The organism is Nocardia rosealba (assembly GCF_020216065.1).
GTDB lineage: Bacteria > Actinomycetota > Actinomycetes > Mycobacteriales > Mycobacteriaceae > Nocardia > Nocardia rosealba.
This window is the reverse complement of the sequence record NZ_JAIWNA010000001.1, coordinates 1,140,281-1,159,481: the sequence shown is the minus strand read 5'-3', so window position 1 is coordinate 1,159,481 and position 19,201 is coordinate 1,140,281. Positions and strand designations below refer to the sequence as shown.

At 68.2% G+C, this 19,201-nt stretch carries 22 protein-coding genes, 1 tRNA gene and 1 other RNA gene; 7 read left to right on the top strand and 17 right to left on the bottom strand.

Going from position 1 to position 19,201, the window contains the following annotated elements:
• Positions 1-71: 71 nt before the first annotated feature.
• From LDL21_RS05275 to LDL21_RS05240, 8 genes are all read right to left on the bottom strand, one after another.
• The gene (locus LDL21_RS05275; protein WP_225278992.1) at positions 72-566 is read right to left on the bottom strand and encodes a hypothetical protein; all 495 of its coding nucleotides are present in this window, start codon (positions 564-566) and stop codon (positions 72-74) included.
• 118 nt (positions 567-684) lie between these two features.
• Positions 685-757: transfer RNA gene (locus tag LDL21_RS05270), tRNA-Ala, on the bottom strand.
• 178 nt (positions 758-935) lie between these two features.
• Positions 936-1,673, bottom strand: a complete 738-nt coding sequence (locus LDL21_RS05265) for a DsbA family protein (protein ID WP_225278991.1) — start codon at positions 1,671-1,673, stop codon at positions 936-938.
• 65 nt (positions 1,674-1,738) lie between these two features.
• Positions 1,739-3,064, bottom strand: a complete 1,326-nt coding sequence (locus tag LDL21_RS05260) for an MFS transporter (RefSeq protein WP_225278990.1) — start codon at positions 3,062-3,064, stop codon at positions 1,739-1,741.
• Positions 3,061-4,698, bottom strand: a complete 1,638-nt coding sequence (pgm, locus tag LDL21_RS05255; protein WP_225278989.1) for a phosphoglucomutase (alpha-D-glucose-1,6-bisphosphate-dependent) — start codon at positions 4,696-4,698, stop codon at positions 3,061-3,063. Before pgm ends, LDL21_RS05260 begins: the two co-directional genes overlap by 4 nt.
• Positions 4,699-4,745: 47 nt before the next feature.
• Complete coding sequence (locus tag LDL21_RS05250) at positions 4,746-5,108, bottom strand: fluoride efflux transporter FluC (protein ID WP_225278988.1); 363 nt, start codon at positions 5,106-5,108, stop codon at positions 4,746-4,748.
• A gap of 64 nt (positions 5,109-5,172) precedes the next feature.
• Positions 5,173-5,595 (bottom strand): fluoride efflux transporter CrcB, encoded by a 423-nt coding sequence (gene crcB / locus LDL21_RS05245; RefSeq protein ID WP_225278987.1) that lies wholly within the window; start codon positions 5,593-5,595, stop codon positions 5,173-5,175.
• Between the two features lie 168 nt (positions 5,596-5,763).
• Positions 5,764-7,269: an MFS transporter gene (locus LDL21_RS05240; RefSeq protein ID WP_225278986.1), complete on the bottom strand. Its 1,506-nt coding sequence runs from the start codon at positions 7,267-7,269 to the stop codon at positions 5,764-5,766.
• 130 nt (positions 7,270-7,399) lie between these two features.
• On the opposite strand from LDL21_RS05240, the gene LDL21_RS05235 reads away from it, so the two are divergent.
• The 4 genes from LDL21_RS05235 to LDL21_RS05220 all read left to right on the top strand — a co-directional run bounded on the left by LDL21_RS05235 (position 7,400) and on the right by LDL21_RS05220 (position 10,411).
• Positions 7,400-8,077, top strand: coding sequence for a TetR/AcrR family transcriptional regulator (locus LDL21_RS05235; protein WP_225278985.1), 678 nt, complete (start codon positions 7,400-7,402; stop codon positions 8,075-8,077).
• A gap of 52 nt (positions 8,078-8,129) precedes the next feature.
• A complete protein-coding gene (locus LDL21_RS05230; protein WP_225278984.1) occupies positions 8,130-9,431 on the top strand; it encodes a D-arabinono-1,4-lactone oxidase in 1,302 nt (433 codons plus the stop codon).
• 116 nt (positions 9,432-9,547) lie between these two features.
• Positions 9,548-9,961 carry an arsenate reductase ArsC gene (locus tag LDL21_RS05225; protein ID WP_067491782.1) on the top strand — a complete coding sequence of 138 codons (414 nt, stop codon included), beginning with the start codon at positions 9,548-9,550 and terminating at the stop codon, positions 9,959-9,961.
• Between the two features lie 51 nt (positions 9,962-10,012).
• The gene (locus tag LDL21_RS05220; protein WP_225278983.1) at positions 10,013-10,411 is read left to right on the top strand and encodes a VOC family protein; all 399 of its coding nucleotides are present in this window, start codon (positions 10,013-10,015) and stop codon (positions 10,409-10,411) included.
• On the opposite strand, the gene LDL21_RS05215 is transcribed toward LDL21_RS05220, so the two are convergent.
• Positions 10,387-10,875, bottom strand: a complete 489-nt coding sequence (locus tag LDL21_RS05215) for an NUDIX hydrolase (protein WP_067637170.1) — start codon at positions 10,873-10,875, stop codon at positions 10,387-10,389. The genes LDL21_RS05220 and LDL21_RS05215 overlap by 25 nt on opposite strands.
• Before the next feature lie 113 nt (positions 10,876-10,988).
• On the bottom strand, positions 10,989-11,675 hold the full coding sequence (locus tag LDL21_RS05210) for a helix-turn-helix domain-containing protein (RefSeq protein WP_225278982.1): 687 nt from the start codon (positions 11,673-11,675) through the stop codon (positions 10,989-10,991).
• A 139-nt stretch (positions 11,676-11,814) separates the two neighbouring features.
• Between LDL21_RS05210 and LDL21_RS05205 the strand changes: the two genes are divergently transcribed.
• Entirely contained in the window at positions 11,815-12,639 is an 825-nt protein-coding gene (locus LDL21_RS05205) for a DUF1266 domain-containing protein (RefSeq protein WP_225278981.1), read from the top strand.
• Here the strand turns inward: LDL21_RS05205 and LDL21_RS05200 are convergent.
• Positions 12,617-13,498: a hypothetical protein gene (locus tag LDL21_RS05200; protein ID WP_067491773.1), complete on the bottom strand. Its 882-nt coding sequence runs from the start codon at positions 13,496-13,498 to the stop codon at positions 12,617-12,619. The genes LDL21_RS05205 and LDL21_RS05200 overlap by 23 nt on opposite strands.
• 87 nt (positions 13,499-13,585) lie before the next feature.
• On the opposite strand from LDL21_RS05200, the gene LDL21_RS05195 reads away from it, so the two are divergent.
• Positions 13,586-13,771 carry a DUF5302 domain-containing protein gene (locus LDL21_RS05195; RefSeq protein ID WP_067637179.1) on the top strand — a complete coding sequence of 62 codons (186 nt, stop codon included), beginning with the start codon at positions 13,586-13,588 and terminating at the stop codon, positions 13,769-13,771.
• A gap of 44 nt (positions 13,772-13,815) precedes the next feature.
• Here the strand turns inward: LDL21_RS05195 and ssrA are convergent.
• Positions 13,816-14,187, bottom strand: a transfer-messenger RNA (tmRNA) gene (gene ssrA, locus LDL21_RS05190).
• Between the two features lie 211 nt (positions 14,188-14,398).
• Between ssrA and LDL21_RS05185 the strand changes: the two genes are divergently transcribed.
• Complete coding sequence (locus tag LDL21_RS05185; protein WP_225278980.1) at positions 14,399-15,697, top strand: ABC transporter substrate-binding protein; 1,299 nt, start codon at positions 14,399-14,401, stop codon at positions 15,695-15,697.
• 3 nt (positions 15,698-15,700) lie between these two features.
• Here the strand turns inward: LDL21_RS05185 and LDL21_RS05180 are convergent, their stop codons facing one another.
• The 5 genes from LDL21_RS05180 to LDL21_RS05160 all read right to left on the bottom strand — a co-directional run bounded on the left by LDL21_RS05180 (position 15,701) and on the right by LDL21_RS05160 (position 19,166).
• On the bottom strand, positions 15,701-16,564 hold the full coding sequence (locus tag LDL21_RS05180; RefSeq protein ID WP_084456655.1) for an EamA family transporter: 864 nt from the start codon (positions 16,562-16,564) through the stop codon (positions 15,701-15,703).
• On the bottom strand, positions 16,561-17,034 hold the full coding sequence (gene smpB, locus LDL21_RS05175) for an SsrA-binding protein SmpB (protein WP_067637187.1): 474 nt from the start codon (positions 17,032-17,034) through the stop codon (positions 16,561-16,563). Before smpB ends, LDL21_RS05180 begins: the two co-directional genes overlap by 4 nt.
• Before the next feature lie 48 nt (positions 17,035-17,082).
• Positions 17,083-18,021 (bottom strand): acyl-ACP desaturase, encoded by a 939-nt coding sequence (locus tag LDL21_RS05170; protein WP_225278979.1) that lies wholly within the window; start codon positions 18,019-18,021, stop codon positions 17,083-17,085.
• 126 nt (positions 18,022-18,147) lie between these two features.
• Entirely contained in the window at positions 18,148-18,765 is a 618-nt protein-coding gene (locus LDL21_RS05165; RefSeq protein ID WP_225278978.1) for a YdcF family protein, read from the bottom strand.
• 170 nt (positions 18,766-18,935) lie between these two features.
• Positions 18,936-19,166: a WLR motif membrane protein gene (locus LDL21_RS05160; RefSeq protein ID WP_067491761.1), complete on the bottom strand. Its 231-nt coding sequence runs from the start codon at positions 19,164-19,166 to the stop codon at positions 18,936-18,938.
• Between the last annotated feature and the right edge of the window lie 35 nt (positions 19,167-19,201).

The window sequence follows — 19,201 nt, the reverse complement described above, 5'->3', positions numbered from 1 at the left end:
GTCGACAACAAGGACAGTGCGCCCGGGGAAACTGTGACAAGAACGTATGACGCGCCGTCGACGGGCTCGGATCAAACGGACTCGTCGAGAAGGTGGGCGTTCCACACGGCCGCGGCCTGCTCATGGGAGTCGACGCCGGAGAAGAAAGCCTCCGCGATCGCGTCGTAGTCGGGATCGTCGAAACCACTGGTGCCGAGGAATTTCGCGCGGTACACGGCGAAACCTTCGGCAGTCGTGTGCGGGCGATAAGGAATGGCCATCTTTATCGACCGCCGCTGCGGGGCGTAGTCGGTCGCCTCGATGACGAGTGCATCCTGCCGCCCGGCCGGCAAGCGCAAGAAAGCGTCGACGACGAGCGCGGCATGTACCCAGCCCGGCCGCCCCGTCCGCAGTCGTTCGGCCCCCAGCCGCGCCCCGTCCGCGACATCGTCTACAAGAAACCGCTCCAACCCCTGCGACCCGTCGGCATCGACGTATCCGATCAGCGGAATCAGTAAATCCGAGTCGCTCACACTCCACACTGCGTGTGCCCCAGCAAATCCCGCATTCTTCGCGATGTCGTACACATCGAGGAGCCTAGCGGTGGGCCACAATCTCGGCAGTCGATCGTTGCCACAGCCGCACCTACCCACTCGCGCGGAATGACAAAAGGCCCGGCTGAAAAGCCGGACCTTTTGTTTCGGGTGGAGCTAAGGGGACTCGAACCCCTGACCCCCACACTGCCAGTGTGGTGCGCTACCAGCTGCGCCATAGCCCCGTGTTCTGTTGTTTCAGCTGCTCTCGCTGCTGCCTGAATGAAGTTACACCATGGTTCTCCGGGAGAACAAATCGGCTGGTAGATGGCGAAAACGGGGCGATTCAGGAGAGGGCTCGGGGGTTGGGATCATGAGCGGGCGGCGCGGAGGGGGTCTAGGATGTGCGCAACCTCACGTGGGTCAGGGGGCGAGGGTGGTGACCCAGTTTTCGTCGCGCCAGTCGACGGTGGTTGTGCCGTCGTAGATGGTGGGGGTGGCGGATTTGTTGCCCGTGCGGGCGTCGAGGTCGGCGAGGGCCGATTTCGCGGCGGTCGCGGCGGCGTCGCGCTGGGTGGCGTGGGTGATGCAGGCGGCGACGGATTCGGGGGCACCGGATTCGGTGGCGAGGGTGGCCAGGGCGGGGTTGCTCAGGTCCTCGGCGCCTTCGTCGGGCTGGCGGTCGACGAACAGGGCCTTGTGGAACTTGCCGTAGGTGGGGCCCGAACCTGTTTGGGCGACACAGAGATTGGCCGCGATGGCGCGGGTGGAGTAGTCCTTGCTCTTGGACTGGTCGTCGAGGAACGCGACGAGGTGGTAGTTCACGGCGAGCTTGCCCTCGTCGATCTTCTGGGCGAGTTCCTGGCCGTAGCTGGTCTCCATCACCCCGCACGCGGGGCACAGCGGGTCTTCGAAGATGTCGATGGTTTTCGGGGCATCGGGGCGGCCGAGCCGGATCACCCCTTCCGGCGTGGTACTGACCTGCACCGCCGCCTCGCGTACAGCGCCGTAGCCGTCGTTGCGGACGGCTGGTGGTTCGGCGCTCCACTTGTAGACGGCGAACACGATCAGCCCGATCACGACGAGAGCCACCGCGCCCAGCGCGTAGGTGGTGTTGCTCGACACGGGACGTGGATTGTGCGAAGAACCGGCTGTGCTCACCCGTCCACTCTGCCTCGAGCCGATATCGGCACGCCGCCCGGGCACGCCGATATCAGCTCTACCAGCTATTTCTCCATGTCGACCGGGCGACGGGCTGCGGGAACCATGCCGTCACGCACGACGGGTGACCCGTCGGGACCGTCGCAGGTACATTGCGGGTCGAGGCCGTCGCCCGCATGGTCGGGGTGCTGTGGGTCCTCGGGGTGCACGATCCGCGACGGCTCAGGAGTGAACACCCACACCGTCGCCGACACCACGAGCACCGCCCCGGTCACCGCCATACCGACCCCGAACGACGTGCGGTCGGCGACCTCACCGATGACGATCGGGCCGAGGACCGCGCCCAGGTCGGCCGCCATCTGGAACGCCGCGAGGACCGGCCCGCCGCGTGCCCGGCTGCCGAGCACATCGGCGAGCGCCGCCTGCTGCACCGGGCTGAACATGCCGGAACCGATGCCCGCCACGAACGAGGCGAGCAGGAACCACGGCAGCGACGGCGCGAAACCGAGCGCGCCGGTGCCGACCGCGCAGATCACCGAGCCGAGGATCAGGAACGGTTTGCGACCGAGCCGGTCGGATAATCGACCCGAGGCGAACAGCACCGCACCGTTGCCCGCCGCGAACACGGTGAGCGCGACACCGGCCATGCCGGGTTCCTGCCGCAGGGTCTCCACCACCAGCAACGGGACGAACGCCATCCGCACACCGAACACCGCGACACCGCCGGCGAAACTCGACAGCAGCACCGCGCGATACGCGGGCTCCGACCAGCCCTGCCGGAAGGTCAGTTCCGGTGTGGTCGTCGCACTGTCGTCCTTCAGGACCGGTGATTCGCGCAAACCGGCGAACACGATCACGCACACGACGAGCAGGGCGAGCGCGTAGATGACGAACGGGGCGCGCAAACCGAGCCCGGCCAGCGCACCACCGACCAGCGGACCGACCAGCGAACCGATCAGGAAGCTGGTCGAATACACACCGGAGACCCGGCCGCGCGCCGCAGGCGGCGACACCCGGATGATCAACGCCATCGACGACACCGTGAACATCGTCGACCCGATCCCGCCGAGCGACCGCAACACCAGCAGTTGCCAATACGTCTGCGCCAGCGCGCACGCACCGGTCGACACCGCGACGATGAGGATGCCCGCCAGATACACCCGCCGCTCGCCGAGCTTCTGCACCAACCGCCCGCTGGCGGGGGCGAACAGCAAGCGCATCAACGCGAAGGCGCTCACGATCGCCGACGCGGCCGCGATACCGACCCCGAATTCGCGGGCGTACTGCGGCAGCACCGGTGCCACCAGCCCGAAGCCGAGCGCGATCACGAACGCCGCCGCGATCAGTACCCAGATCTCGGCGGGTAGCCGAACCTTTGTCGCGGTACTCACTCGATCAGCGCCTGATTCACCATCTCCTCGGCGGCGGCCTGCACCTGGGTCAGATGCTCGGAACCGAGGAAGGATTCGGCGTAGATCTTGTACTTGTCCTCGGTGCCCGACGGGCGGGCGGCGAACCAGGCGTTCTCGGTGGTCACCTTCAGCCCGCCGAGGGGGGCTCCGTTGCCGCGTGCGGTGGTGAGGATGCCGGTGATCTCCTCGCCGGCGATCTCGGTACCGGTGATGGCGTCGGCGCTGAGCCGCGCGAGCTTGGCCTTCTGCTCGCTGGTGGCGACGGCGTCGATGCGTGCGTAAGCGGGGCTACCGTGCTGACGTTCGAGCTCGCCGTAGCGAGCCGAGGGGGTCTGACCGGTGACGGCCGCGATTTCGGCGGCCAGCAGCGCCAGCAGAATGCCGTCCTTGTCGGTGGTCCACACGGTGCCGTCCATCCGCAGGAACGACGCGCCCGCGCTCTCCTCACCACCGAAAGCCAAACTGCCACTGAACAATCCGGGCACGAACCACTTGAACCCGACCGGCACCTCGTACACATCGCGGCCGAGCACACCGACCACCCGGTCCACCATCGAGGACGTGACAACCGTCTTGCCGACCTTGGTGAGCGCGTCCCACCACATCCGGTTGGCGATGAGGTATTCGATCGCGACCGCGAGGAAGTGGTTGGGGTTCATCAGGCCGCCGTCGGGGGTGACGATGCCGTGGCGGTCGGCGTCGGCGTCGTTGCCGGTGGAGATGTCGTAGTCGTCCTTGATGCCGACCAGTCCGGCCATGGCGTGGCGCGAGGACGGATCCATCCTGATCTTGCCGTCGCTGTCGAGGGTCATGAAACGCCAGGTGGGGTCGACGAACGGGTTGACCACCTCGAGTTCGAGATCGAAGCGCTGCCCGATCTCCTCCCAGTAGTCCACGCTGGCCCCGCCCATCGGGTCGGCGCCCATGCGGATGCCCGCGCCGCGAATGGCGTCCAGGTTCAGTGCGTTCGGCAGGTCGGCGACGTAGTGGTCGAGGTAGTCGTAGCGCTGCACATGGGTCTTCATCGCCTGTTCCAGCGACACCCGCTTCACCTCGGCCAGGCCGCCGCGCAGCAGTTCGTTGGCGCGCGCGGCGATGGCGTCGGTGGCCTTGGTATCGGCTGGACCGCCGTGCGGCGGGTTGTATTTGAAGCCGCCGTCGCGCGGCGGATTGTGCGAGGGGGTCACCACGATGCCGTCGGCCTGGTGCTTGGTTCCGCCCTGATTGTGGCGCAGCACAGCATGACTCAGCGCGGGCGTGGGGGTGTAGCGGCCGCGGGCGTCGATCACGGCGGTGACATCGTTGCCCGCGAGGACCTCGAGCGCGGTGGTCCAGGCGGGTTCGGACAGGGCATGGGTGTCGCGCGCCAGGTACACCGGGCCGGTGATGTCGCGGGTGGCGCGGTATTCGACGATCGCCTGGGTGATGGCCATGATGTGCGCCTCGTTGAACGCGCTGTCCTCGCTGGACCCGCGATGACCCGAGGTGCCGAAGACCACCTGCTGGCTCGGTTCGGCCGGATCGGGCACGCGGCTGTAGTACGCGGTGACCAGGTGAGCGATATCCACCAGGTCGGTCGGGCGGGCGGGCCGTCCGGCGCGATCGTGGGCCATGGTGGGTGTTCCCTTCCGTGTCGGCTGGGCGCGGCTGGTCATGAGGATCATGCGCACAACCAGTTGGTCAGGGACGCGGCGGCGTACACCGAGGCCAGGCTCGCCGCGACACTGATCGCGACATTGCCCAGGGCATACACGTAGGCGCCCTCGGTCACCAGACGTATGGTCTCGTAACCGAATGTGCTGAACGTGGTCAGCGCACCACAGAAACCGATTCCCGCGAACGCCAGCAGAGTACTGCCCACGCTCGCGCCGATCAGGCCCCCGAGCAACGCCGAACCGACAATGTTAACCGTCAACGTCCCCCACGGCAGCCCGGCCGGGAACCGCGCCGAGACCGCCCGATCGACGAGGTAACGCGCGGGGGCGCCGAGCATTCCGCCCGCGAACACGAGTGCCGCGGTCATCGCCGGCCTCCCGCCGTGGGAGCCCACATCGCGACCATCGGATGGCCCCCTTCCGTCGTCGGATTCACGTGCTCTGCCCCACGCTGCCTGCCGCCCAGCGGGTCCCGATCATGGCGAGCGCCATCGCGCCGAGGCCCGCGAGGACCGAGAGAGCGAGATAGGCCACGGCCGTGCCCGGCGAACCGGTGTCGATCAGTGTACGAAGCTCGAGGCCGAAGGTGGAGAAAGTAGTGAACCCGCCGAGCACCCCGATCCCGAGGAACGGGCGAACCAGCATCGGCGCCGACCAGAACTCCGTGACCACGACCATCAGCACCCCGAGGGCGAAGCAGCCGACCACATTGACAGTCAGCGTCGACCACGGAAATTGCCCAGGACGCACCGGCCACCACTGGCCCACACCGTATCTGGCCGTGGCCCCGAGACCACCGCCCACCGAGATCGCCGCGAGGACGGCCGGGTCGAGCGCCGGGGCCCGCGATGCCATGCACTGCCCTCCCCTGCTAGTCCGACGGTGGTCGTTGCTCATGGTATCGAGTACCCCCGACAAACTAGCGCGCGGTGCGCGTCCGGCAAACCCCCAGCAGCCACCCCGCGCGAACGCCGATGGCCCGGACCGAGTCTCGGTCCGGGCCATCGGTTTACGACAGGTCGATCAGTGCGCGAGCACCATCTCGCCCTCGGCGGGGGCGGGCACCTTGTTCGGCATGAGCACACCGATCACGATCGCACCGAGCACGAAAGTGGCCGCCGCCCACCAGAAGCTGGTGGTGTAGCTCTCGATCGCGCCCTGGGCCATGGTCAGCGGACCCGGCTCGTGCGCGGACACGTAATCGGTCATCGCCGAGGCCGCGATCGTGCTGAGCAGCGCGGTGCCGATGGAACCACCGACCTGCTGGCTGGTGTTCACCATCGCCGAGGCGACACCGGCGTCGTCGTGCTGCACGCCTGCGGTCGAGCCCTGGAACGCCACCGACATGGCGCCACCGAGGCCCAGGCCGAGCAGGACGAGCGCGGGCAGGATGTGGGTGACATAGCTGCTGTCCAGACCGATGAAGGTGAGCCACACCATGCCCGCCGCGGCGACCAGGAAGCCGCCGCTGATGACGACCTTCGGCCCGACCTTGGGCAGCAGCAACGAGGGCGCGGTGGTGGACGAGGCAACCATGCCGAACACCATCGGCATGAACGCCACACCGGTCATGATCGGCGAGTACTGCAGCGACAGCTGCATGTAGAACGTCAGGAACAGGAAGATCGCGAACATGCCGATGCCCATGATGAACACGGTCAGGTAGGAACCGGCACGGGTGCGGTCGGTGACGATGCGCAACGGCAGCAGCGGGTGCGCGACGCGGGTCTCGATCCAGACGAACACCGCGAGCAGCACGGCGCCGCCGATCAGGAACGCCAGCGTGGTCGGGTCGCTCCAGCCGTGGGATTCGGCGTGGGAGAAGCCGTAGACGATGCCGAACAGCGCCGCGGTGACGGTGATGGTGCCGGGCCAGTCGAGCTTGGGCCGCGAGCTGGCGTTGACGTGCTTGGCCAGCAACAGCACCGCACCCACCAGCGCGACGGCGGCGAAGATCAGGTTCACATACATCGCCCAGCGCCACGACGCCCACTCGGTGAGCGCGCCGCCGAGCAGCAGGCCGATGGCGCCACCGGCACCGGCGACGGCACCGAAGATGCCGAAGGCCTTCGCGCGTTCACCGGGTTCGGTGAAGGTGACGGTCAGCAGCGAGAGGGCGGCGGGCGCGAGCAGCGCGCCGAACACGCCCTGGCCGACGCGGGCGGCGACCAGCATCTCGAAGCTGTTGGCCGCGCCGCCGATGGCGGAGGCGACCGCGAAGCCGACCAGGCCGACGATGAAGGTGTTGCGGCGCCCGAACAGGTCGCTGAGGCGGCCGCCGAGCAGTAGCAGGCTGCCGAAGGCGAGCGCGTAGCCGGTGATGACCCATTGGCGGTCGGCGTCACCGAAGCCGAGGTCGGCCTGGGCGGCCGGCAGCGCGATGTTCACGATCGTCGCATCGAGCACGACCATCAGCTGCGCGATACCGAGGACGGCGAGCACCCACCAGCGCAACGCGTGTGAGCCTCGCCGGTTCCCGGTGTCCGCACCGGACGCGGGACTCGTCCCCTTGTCGAGTGTGGTGGTCATGACTCCCCTTGCAGGTCTAGGTCGGTGATTTCGGTGGCATAATCGGAGATATAGCCTCCGCTTCAATCGAAGCTACCAGAGTAACGGAGAAACCACCTCCACTTAATCCGGCAATGAGTAGGATGCACCTGTGAATCACGCCACGACGACTGCCGCAGCGCCCCGCAGGCTGCGCGCCGATGCCGCCCGCAATCAGCAACGCATCGTGGTCGCAGCCAGGGAACTCTTCGCCGAACACGGCCTGGAAATCACCCTCGACGACGTGGCCGAGCGCGCGGGTGTCGGCGTCGGCACGGTCTACCGGCGCTTCGCCAACAAGCGGGCCCTCATCGTCGAGGTGTTCGAGCAGAACATGGTCGACTTCGCCGACGCGGCCGACGCCGCGAACCGCAATCCGGACCCATGGCTGGCACTTGTCGAGTTCTTCGAACACGCCTGCAATCACCTGGCGACCAACCGCGGCTTCGGCGAGGTGGTGCTCGAACTCGAAGAGGACCCGACCCGGTTCGCCGAGATGCGTGAGCGGATCCGGCCGTCGGTGGCGGCCATCGTCGACCGGGCGCGCGACGCGGGCGCGGTGCATTCCGACATCACCACCACCGACTTCTTCGCGCTGATCCACATGGTCAACTCGTTCATGGAGTTCGCCGCACCGGTCAATCCCGACGTGTGGCAGCGGTACATGGCCGTGGCGCTGAACGGCGTGCGCACCGACGCCGTGCCGCGCAGGCCGCTGTTGGTCCCGCCGCTCACCGACGCCGAGGTGGAGCAGGCCAAATCGGCCGCCTGCCTGGGTCGTCGCCGCTGATTTTCGTTCGCTCAGTAGCGCGGGTCACACTTGGTCCTCTACAGTTGGACACATGACCAAGAACACCTGGGTGAACTGGGCTGGCGAGCAGCGCTGCGCACCCGCCGTCGTCGCGACGCCGCGTGACGTCGATGAGCTCGCCGGGATCGTCACCGAATCCGCGGCGCGGGGCCGGACGGTGCGCGTCGCCGGTTCGGGCCACTCGTTCACCGACGCCGTGCTCACCGACGGCACCCTCGTCGACCTCGGCGCCATGAACAAGGTGCTCGACGTCGACACCTCGACCGGCCGCGCGCGCGTGCAGGCGGGGCTGACGCTGAACGCGGCGAGCCCCCTTTTGCACGAGCACGGGCTGGCCTTCCCCAACCTGGGCGACATCGATACCCAGACCGTCGCGGGCGCCACCGCCACCGCCACCCACGGCACCGGCGCGCGGCTGCGCAACATCTCGGCGGCGCTGCACTCGGTGCAGGTGCTGTGCGCCGACGGCAACGTAGTGGAGCTGAACGAGGAGACCGATCCCGAGGGCTGGCGCGCGGCACGGGTGAGCATCGGCGCGCTCGGCATCGTCACCGAGGCAACCCTGCAGCTCGAGCCGTCGTTCGTGCTCGAAGGCGTGGAACGGCCGGTGCCGCTGGCCGACGTCCTCGCCGATCTGGACGAATTCGTCGACGGGAACGACCATTTCGAGTTCTTCGCCTTCGCGCACAGCTCCGTCGTGATGACCAAGGCACTCAATCGCACCGCCGAGCCGGAACAGCCACGCGGCGCGATCAGCGAGTGGGTCAACGACATCCTGCTGTCCAACCATCTCTACGACGGCTTGTGCCGGGTGGGTCGCCGTGTTCCCGCGACCGTTCCGCTGATCCATCGCGTGGCCACCGTCGCGGGCAGCAACAACCGTCAGCGCGACCGCTCCTACCGCGTGTTCGCCACCCCGCGCCTGGTGCGTTTCAACGAGATGGAATACGCGGTCCCGCGCGCGCACGCGGCCGAGGCGGTTCGCGAGATGATCACGCTCGCAAAGAAATTCGGTACGCCCATGCCGATCGAGGTGCGCTGGGTCGCACCCGACGACGCCTTCCTCTCCCCCGCGAGCGGCCGCGACACCTGCTACATCGCGGTGCACCAGTACCAGGGCATGGAATGGGAACCGTACCTGCGCGCCTGCGAAGCCGTCTTCGACCGGTTCGACGGTCGTCCGCACTGGGGCAAACATCATTTCCAGACCGCCGAGACACTGCGCGGACGCTATCCCGACTGGGATCGGTTCGCGGCCGTGCGCAAGCGCCTCGACCCCGCCGGGGTGTTTGCCAACGACTACGTGAACCGGGTTCTCGGTTCGCTCGACTGAGGCGGACACCGCAGGACAACACCGTAGCCGCGCCCACACACGCGCGGGTTGATGCGATGATGGCGGTGATATCCGAAGCGCCACAAGCACTTCGCCCCTGCACCGAAAGGGCGACCATGGCCCACACACCCTGCGTGTTGTTCGTCTGCGTCCACAATGCGGGCCGATCACAGATGGCGGCGGGCTTCCTGCGCGCCATGGCCGGCGATCGCATCGAGGTCCGCACCGCGGGCAGCGAGCCCGCCGACGAACTGAATCCCGTCGCGGTGGCGGCGATGGCCGAGATCGGTATCGACATCTCCGGTGAACGGCCCAAGCCGCTCACCGACGATGTCGTCGGGCTGTCCGACGTGGTGGTGACCATGGGTTGTGGCGAGGTGTGCCCGTATTTCCCGGGCATCAGCTATCGCGACTGGGTGCTGTCCGACCCGGCCGGGCAACCGATCGAGGTCGTGCGCGGGATCCGCGATCACCTGCAGATCCTGATCGGCAACCTCATCGCCGAATTGGTGCCCGTGCCCGCGCGTTGATGTCCGATCCGTTCAAGACGACCGGCCTTCGCGCCGAATACGCTGCCGGACATGACTCCTCAGCTCGACGCCATCTCGATCATCGTGTCCGACATGGCCGCCTCGGTGGCCTTCTATCGTGCGCTCGGCCTGGACTTCCCCGAGGGATGTGAGACCGAGGGGCACGCCGAGGCTCCCCTGTCCGGTGGGATGCGGCTGCTGCTGGACACCGAGGCGACGGTCGCCTCGTTCTCCCCCGGTTGGCAACCGCCCAGCGGCCCCGGCCGGAGCAGCCTCGCGTTCCGCTGCGCCGATCCGGCCGAGGTCGACTCGGTGTACAAAGACCTGGTCGGCGCCGGTTACCACGGTGAACTCGCGCCGTGGGACGCCTTCTGGGGCCAGCGCTACGCGACGCTCGCCGACCCCGACGGGCACGGTGTCGACCTCTACGCGCCGTTGCCCAGCGGATAGGTCGACCAGCCGTGCGGGTCGCGCAGACGCCGCCGGTACCGGCCGAGCACCTCGCGGACCTCGTCGCTGACCGGCGGTTCGCCGTCCAGCTTGGTCCACAGGTGAGCGTCGTGCTCGGTGAGTTGCACGGGTCCGGTGGTGGCGACGTCGACGACGAAGGTGAACTGCCTGGTGCGCGCGCCGTTGCCGGACAGATAGTCGAAGTCGCCCAGGTAGTCGGTGATCCCGGTGACCTCGAGGCCCGTCTCCTCGGCTACCTCACGGGCCAGGGCGTCGTCGAGCGACTCTCCGTGCTCGACGACACCGCTGGGCAACTCCCACCGTCCGCTGAGGAAGTCTGATCGTCGGCGGCGCAGGATGAGGACCCGGTCGTGGCGCACGACGACGGCGCCGACGACAAGTCGGCGTACTTCGTCTCGTTCGGCCTCGATACGCAGCGTGGTGAACACGGATTCGTCGATCATCGGGTCACATCCTCTCGTCGTGGTTCGGACTGGGCCTGGCACATGCGACGGGGCGTGCACAGTGAGCATAACTTCGTATCGCAGCTGAGCCGAATGAGACTTTCCGGGCACCCTCACCCGGGTTGCAGGCTGCGCACCGTGCATCCGCCCAGGTCACGGACGTCGCGGGACAGATGTGCCTGGTCGGCGTAGCCGTGCATGGCCGCTGCCTCGGCGGCCGGAGTGCCCGCGCGGATGGTTTCCAGTGTGCGTTGAAATCGGAGAATTCGCGCCAACATCTTGGGCCCGTAACCGAATGCCGCGAGTGAGCGGCGGTGCAGCATGCGTGCCGACAGTCCCGCGCGGGCAGCGGTGTGGGCGACCGATTCGCCCGCGGCCAGGGCGTCGACGATGCCGGTGAGGATCGGGTCCGGTGACAGCGCGGCGGCCGCGAGTTCGACGGCGACGGATTCGAGAGCCACAACGCGGTCGGGCGAGTTGTCGACCCGATCGAGCAGTGCGCGGGCCGTGGCGGCGGGCACGATCCTGTCCAGTTCGACGCGCTGGTCGAGCAGCTCCACGGCGGGCACGCCGAGCACAGCCGGCGCGGCACCCGGGGCGAACCGGATACCGACGAAATCGGCGACACCGGCACGCACCCGTGCGGCACGGCTGTCCGGGCCCGCAACCATCAAGGTGCCCTCGGTCCAGATCAAGTCCATGCAGCCGTCGGGAAACACGCTGACCTGGCCCGCGCCGCCGCCGGTGCGTTGCCAGACCACCGCGCGATCGACCCGTGACCGACGTTCCCGGTAGCCCATACCCCGACGGTAGTACCGCCCACCGACACACTCGGTTCCGCCGAAGGCCGCCCGTCCGTAAGATCTGGCAGCACAACGTTCGGCTCGGCGGAGGGGTGGCTGGATGCAATCGGCAGGCTCAGTGCACGGGCGACCGCGCGTGGCGGGGTTTCCCGGCGCGGATATCGACCCCGAACCCGATGTGTGGTCGGGCGCGGCGCTCGACGACGACCGGATCAGGGCGCTGGCCGTCGGCGCCTACTACGGGCGCAGCTGGGGCGCCTACTGCGACAGTGTCGCCTTCCTGCCGGAGGAGCCCGGCAGTTCCGCCACGCGCCGCGAGACCGCGATCGAGGGCCTGCACGAATCGTGGGGCGTCGACCACGCCGAGGACGCGCGCGACACCATCCGACGGCTACTGGCGGGCATGCACGCGCCGCTGTTCGAGCTCGTCCACCCGCTCGCCGTCGCCGCGGCCACCGACACCGGGCGGGTCGACCGGTCGGGGCTGGCCGACGAGCACCGTGAATTCCTGCACACGCTGTCGGGCTTCCGGGGCTACCGGGGTCCGGCCGGTATCGACCGGGACTACGACGCCTGGCTGCAGGCCATCAAACTCGGCATCACCGACAACTTGCCCGCGCCGCTGCAGAACGACGCCACCGCCTGGGATCTGGCGCGGCTGGTGTTCATCGCACGCGCCTCCTGCACCGCCGGTTACCTCACCGAGGACGAGGCCTTCGACCACATGCTCACCGGGCTCGACCGGGCACGTCAGCACTATCGCAACTGGCGCCAGTTCGGCGACGGATTCCTCACCGGGGCCATCTTCTGGGCCGCCACCCAGGATCTGTCGGCCGCGAAAAGTCAAGTGGCGGAACGTCGCCGGATGATCGCGGGGCTGCACCTCCGGCCGTCGAGTCCCTGGCGGCGGGTGGCGTTGCACGCGGGGGCGCCGGTGTTCAGCCCGGCATGGTCAGCATGATGCCGACGGCCTGACGGCGAAACGGTTCGTCGGCGACCATCCCGAGTTTGCGCCGCTCTACCAGCAGTTGCCACTCGCCGAACAGGTCGGCCGAAGACGGCAGCGACGGCGCGATCGATCCGTCGACGTGCTCGATCTCGCAGGCCAGGCGGATCGCCTCGGCCATCCGCTCGAAGTCGGTGGCGGTCCAGTCGTGGAAGTCCAGATCGGTGCCCGCACCCGAAATCCGCAGCGTCACCATGTTTTCCGCGCCCGACCGCACCGAGGCGCCGGTGAGTACGGACACCGGGAACTCGTACATCGCCCACGCGGAAACGAACAGCAACCGCAGGGTGGTGATCACGAGCAGGCCCGGCGCGCCCTCGTGCCCGGCCTGCGCCAGCTCGAGGACGTACTCGTCCGGGCGGGCGGCGGCGTGCAGGGTATCGATCTCGCGGGCGCAGTTGCCCGCGTGCCGCATGCGGGCCGCCGCCGCCCCGACATCGGGTCGTCGCGGGCCGTTCGGGCCGAGAAGCGGACGTGGCGGAACAAGACTCGGACGTGGCGGGAACACCCGGCGCAGGCCGACGAGATCGCGTTCGACCGCACGAACCAGCACCTGAGCCTGCTCACGCAATCCCGTCTCCAGGAACACCGGCACCGGATGCCGTTGCGTCGCTTCACCACCGACCACGAACTCCGCCGACCGGAAGAACAGCAGCAGCGCCATCTGCCCGTCCTCGGTGGTCGCCAGGGCGATCCGCGCGAGTTCGGCCACACCGACGTCGAGGGCGATCTCGTTGTCGGCCCGCAGCGGCGTCGTCACCAAGCGCCCGTCCGCGTACCGCACCGCGACCCGCGCACCCCATACCTCGATCACGCCCGCGTCCCTCCTGCCCGGCCCCCGCCTGGCTGGATCGTACCGAGCTGGTAACGGCGCCCTCACACAGATGGCAGGCTTACCCCCATGTCCGAAGAAGAAAACCCGACCGAGTCACCCACCGAGGCGACCAAACGCAAGTTCCGCGAAGCCCTGGAACGCAAAAACGGCAACGCCTCCGTGGCCGGCGCCGCCCAGAACGAAGCCAAGCTCCGCGGCACGTCCGCGGCCGCGGGTGGAAAGCGCACGTTCCGCCGTCGCGCGGGCGGCTGATCCCACGGAAAAGCCCCTCACCTGTGTGTCAGGTGAGGGGCTTTGAGTGGAGCTGCCGGGAATCGAACCCGGGTCCTCCGCCGCGTCTTCAGGGCTTCTCCGTGTGCAGTTCGCTATGTCTCTACTCGGATCTCCGGGTCTCGCGAACAAGCTCGGATGACGATCCCAGTCGCTGTTCGATGTCCCGCCCAGATCCGCGACCGACCTGGACGGTGATTCCCTCTAGCTGATGCCAGTACCCGGGTCGAGGGACGAACCCGGACTGACAGACACGCTTCGCTACTTAGGCAGCGAGAGCGTAGTCGCGCTGATTGGAATCGGCGCTTAATTGGTTGCAACGACGCTTACGGTGGTCTCTTGCCTGCACCGACACGCTTCCCCTGAATCAACGTACGCAGTCGAAACCGTTCAGCCCCGTACGTGCCCGCACCTTGCGGGCTAGTCATATTAACACCCGTGCTTGCCGGTTTCTTCCCCTTATTTCTGCCAGCGCGGGGAGGCGTCGTGGTGACCGGGTAGGGAACCGGCCGATTGGTCCGGCACAGTCGGTGGGGGCGAGTATCGTTCTCGATCGGTCGAACCGGGAGAAGCGAGATCGCCTGGGCGGCTGGACCAAGGAGTTGATTGATGGCATTCCCCCGTCGGCGTGGGCTGCGCCGGGTCGCGGTGATTCCGGCTGTTGCCGGGCTGGTGCTCGCCGCGGCGTGTTCGGCAGGTGAGTCCGAGCAAGCTCCCGGCGTGAGCAGTCAACCCTGCCCCGGGTCCACGCACCCCGATCGCGGCTGCCTGTACCTGGGAGTGCTCTCGGACCTGGCCGACGGCCCGTTCTCGGCGCTCGGTTCGTCGATGAACGAGGGGCAGCTGGCGTTCTGGAACCAGGTCAACGAGTCGGGTGGGATCGGTGGCTACGACATCGACATCACCACCCACAGCCGCAATACGTCCCTCGACCCGGGCAGGCATCGTGCCGGCTACGCCGAGATCGAACCGAATGTGCTCGCCCTCGCGATGAGTTTCGGCACTTCGCAGACCATCGCGATGCTCAACCAGATGGACGCCGACAACATGGTGAGCACCGCCGCCACCCAGTGGTCGGGCTGGAACTACCGCAGCGCCGACCGCAACCTGGTGCTCAGCGCGGGCTATTCCTACTGCACCGAAGCGGTGATGGGCCTGGACTGGTTCGCCGAGAACCACTATGCGCCGACGAATATCGCGGTGGTGTCCTACCGGGGCAACTACGGCGGCGACTACGCCAGCGGCGCGCTGAAGTGGGCGCTCGCGAACGGCGCGACCATCGCCGACCGCATCGACACCGGTCCCAACGGCGAGGTGGGCAATCAGGACGGGCCGGTGCAGGAGGTGCTCGCCGCCAGCCCGGATCTGGTGATGCTGGCCACCGGCCCCGCCGAAACGGCCGAAATCGTCGGCAAGCTGGTGCGCGCCGGGTTCACCGGCCGGTTCCTCGGTTCGCTGCCCACCTGGAACGCCGCACTGCACCAGACCGCTGCCGCGCCGGCGCTCGCCGCCCGCTACAACTACATGACTCCCGTCGACAGCTGGGCCGGCGACAGTGTCGGCGCGCAGAAGGCACGTGAGGCGACCGATCACGAACCGTCCAACTTCGGTTATTCGCTGGGTTGGGCCATCTCCTACCCGCTCAGGGCATTGCTCACCGAGGCGGCGGAGCGGGGCGAGCTCACCCGGGAGGGGTTGCGGCGGGCCGCCGAGGGGCTCGAACCCGACGGGGAAGGCATCGTCGCCATCCATCCGGTCGGTGCGGACGCGCCCGACCTGAGCAAGGAGTGGACCGTGGTGTTCCAGCCCGACGACAGCGCGCCGATGGGTGCGCGGGCGGTCGCGGTCGGCTACCAGGGTTCGACGCTGGCCAGGCTCGGGCTGCACGAACCCTGCACCCGGTTGTAGATCTCAGCCCGCGGCGATCATCGCGACCGCCGCGAGCGCGAGTACCAGCCCGAATTTCTGGGTGCGGCTGATTCGTTCGCCCAGCAGCACCATCGCCAGCAGCACGGTGGCGGCCGGGTACAGCGAACCGATCACGCTCACCACCGACAGCATCGCCCCGTGGAAGGCGTAGAGCAGGGCGGCGTTGGCGATGACGTCGAGCACGCCGATCCACAACGCCAACCGCAGCGGTTCACCGTGCAGGCCGGCGAACTGACCGGCGGCCAGAGCGCAGATCCATACCACCGCTGTCGCCGCGCCGCGCTGGCCGAGCAGCGGCCACAGCCCGGCGGCCGGGTCGGTTTCGTGCAGGAAGAAGAAGGCGAAACCGAACGCGGCGCCGGACCCGACGGTCAGCAGGGCGACGCGACGGGAGAAGCGCAGTTGCCGTCCGCCGATGATCTCCTCGGTGGTCTCGTCCGGTGCCTCGCGACTCACCAGCACCACCGCGACGAGCGCGAGCGCGATACCGGCGATCGCGGCCGGGCCCGGACGCTCACCGAGGAAGAATCCCGCGATCACCGGAATACCGGCCACCAGTACCGCCGTGACCGGGGAAACCACCGCCATCGGCCCGTCGGCGAGCGCGGCGTAGAACCACCACACCGCGAGCCCGCTCGCCACCCCGGCGGCCAGGCCCCACAGCATCGACGCGGTGTCGGGATGCCCGCCGACCAGCGGTGCGATCAGCAGGACCAGCAGCACCGACCATGGATACGAGACGACGACGACCCGCAGAGCGGTGACTCTGCGGGCCGCGATGCCGCCGAAGAAGTCGCTGACTCCGTAACCCGCCGCCGCGATGAGGGCGAGGACGACGGAGATCAACGCATGCCTTTGACCCGCCGACCGATCTCGCGGGTGACCTCACGCTCGGCCTGGCGGCGAGCCAGATCCTGGCGCTTGTCGTAGTCCTGCTTACCCTTGGCCAGGGCCAACTCCACCTTCACCTTGCCGTCGGAGAAGTACATCGACAGCGGCACCAGCGTCTGGTTGCCCTCGCGGGACTTCCCGACCAGGTGCTCGATCTCACGCTTGTGCAGCAACAGCTTGCGGTTGCGCCGGGGCGCGTGGTTGGTCCAGGTGCCGTGGCTGAACTCGGGGATGTGCAGGCCACGCAGCCACACCTCGCCGTGGTCGACCGTCGCGAAGGCGTCGACGAGCGAGGCCTTGCCCTCACGCAGGCTCTTCACCTCGGTGCCGACCAGCGCGATCCCCGCCTCGTAGGTGTCGAGGATCGTGTAGTTGTGCCGGGCCTTGCGGTTGGTCGCGATGACCTTCCGGCCTTTCTCCTTCATAACGGTCAACTGTAAGTGACGGCGCCAGCGGTTTATTCCATGGCCGGATCAGGCGCGGGCGGCGGCCCGGGCCAGCGCGCGGTCGCGTTGTTCCTCGAAGCGGGCGGCCTTGACCTCGAGATCGGTGAGATAGGCGTGCAGTTCGTCGCGGGCGCGTTCGCCCTCGGGGCCGAAATCGGAGCGTTCGAAGATCCGCCAGGTGCGCAGGACCGGCTTCAGCACGGTGTCGAGGTGCTGGCGCAGGTCGTAGACGCCGTGCTTGGCGAGCAGGACCGCGTTGCGGCGGAAGTTGGGCTGGTTGAGGCCGGGCATCTGGAAACGCAGGATCACATCGGTGATCGCGGCCATGGCCGCGTCGGGGGTGAGCTCGAGGGCGGCGCCGCACAGTTTGCGGTAGAAGATCATGTGCAGGTTCTCGTCGGCGGCGATGCGCGCGAGCATCCGGTCGGCGATCGGATCGCCGCACAGGGTGCCGGTATTGCGGTGGCTGATGCGGGTGGCCAGTTCCTGGAAGGTGACATAAGCGACGCCGCGCAGGAACTGGGACCCCTTCTCCGGCTTGGCGATACCGGCGGTCATATGCGCCATCCGCGCCTGTTCCAGGGCGACCGGGTCGACCGCGCGGGTCACCACGAGGTAGTCGCGCATGACGATGCCGTGCCGGTTCTCCTCGGCCGTCCAGCGCCCGACCCAGGTGCCCCAGGCATTGTCGAGGCCGAAGGTGTCGGCCAGTTCACGGTGGTAGGAGGGCAGGTTGTCCTCGGTGAGCAGGTTGGTGATCATGGCCGCCCGCGCCACTTCGCTGAGCCTGGACTGCCCCGGTTCCCAATCGATTCCACCCATGGCGGCGAAGTTGCGACCCTCGTCCCACGGCACGTAGTCGTGCGGGTTCCAGTCCTTGGCCTTGGCCAGGTGGTCGTTGAGGTTGTCCTCGGCCGTCGATTCGAGCTCGGCGAGGATGTCGCGGTCGGACAGGTGGAGCTGCATCTGGTGTCACCTCGAAGTTGCCGGGAGAGGACTCGGAGTCCGTGCCCCTACGATCGGCCCAGGTCGTGACGGGCGTCGGCACAGTCGCGGAATACTGTGTGCGATCACAGTCGCCCGCACCGTCGGCTAGTCCGCGGGCAGCATGGGGCCGAACTGATCGATGCTCAGCGGTAGGTGGGGCCAGGGGGCGGTGTCGGGCGTCAGTTCGCCGACCACGGTGACCCCGGCCGCGTCGAAGGCGGCGCGCGCCCGGGTGACGTGGTCGGCGGAGGTGACGAGGACGGCCGAGGTCAGGTTGTGTTCGGTCATCAGGGCGGCGGTGTGGTCGGCGTTGCCGATGGTGGAGTCGGCGTGGGGCTCACGCAGGATGCGGGCGGGGTCGATACCCGCGTCCTCGAGCCAGCCCGCCATGGCGTCGGCCTCGCTGCGACCCGCCTGTGGGTTGCCGCCGGTGACGATGATCGGCGACCACGGCGCGAACACCGCCTGCACATAGCCGGTCCGCAACCGGCGAAGCAGTTCTTCGCGCATGGTGCCCTCCGGGGTGAGTCCGTAGCCGAGGATGACCACCGCTGTGTCGCCGCCGTAGGTACCGGGCACGGTGGGCGCGACGATCCGGCGCAGATCCTGGATCACAGTGACCACCGACGGTTCCGCCGACACCGTTTGTGCTGCGGCACAGACGAATCCGGTCGCGGTGAGAGCCGTGCACACCCCTTGGATCGCCCACTTGGTCCAGACCATGGCCGTCGCCTCCTTGCGCGGACCGATCACCGTTCGATCGGTCGAGGAGGCCAACGGTGCGCCGTGGAAGGCGGCGCAGGAAGTGCTATGACGTGCGGCTACCGGAATTCACAAGGGTGTGGTGGGCGGTGCTGGTCCGCGCCATCACAAACATTACGGTCTCCGCCGGGTCAGCCGCCCGGACGCAGCAGCAGATAGAGGGCGAGCGCGGAGGCGAAGACGAGGACGAGTGCCACCGTCGACCAGCGCGGCCTGCCCCGGTGCACCGGGCGGTGGCCACCGAGCAAGGACGGTGCGACCGCCGGGTCGATATGCCGATGCGGCATCGGCGCGAGGGCATCCGCGCCACCCGAGCTCGACCCACCCGACGTCTCCGACTCGGAGCCTTCACCATTGGCCATGAATCGACACTAACGCGGCACCCCCTGATCCGTCG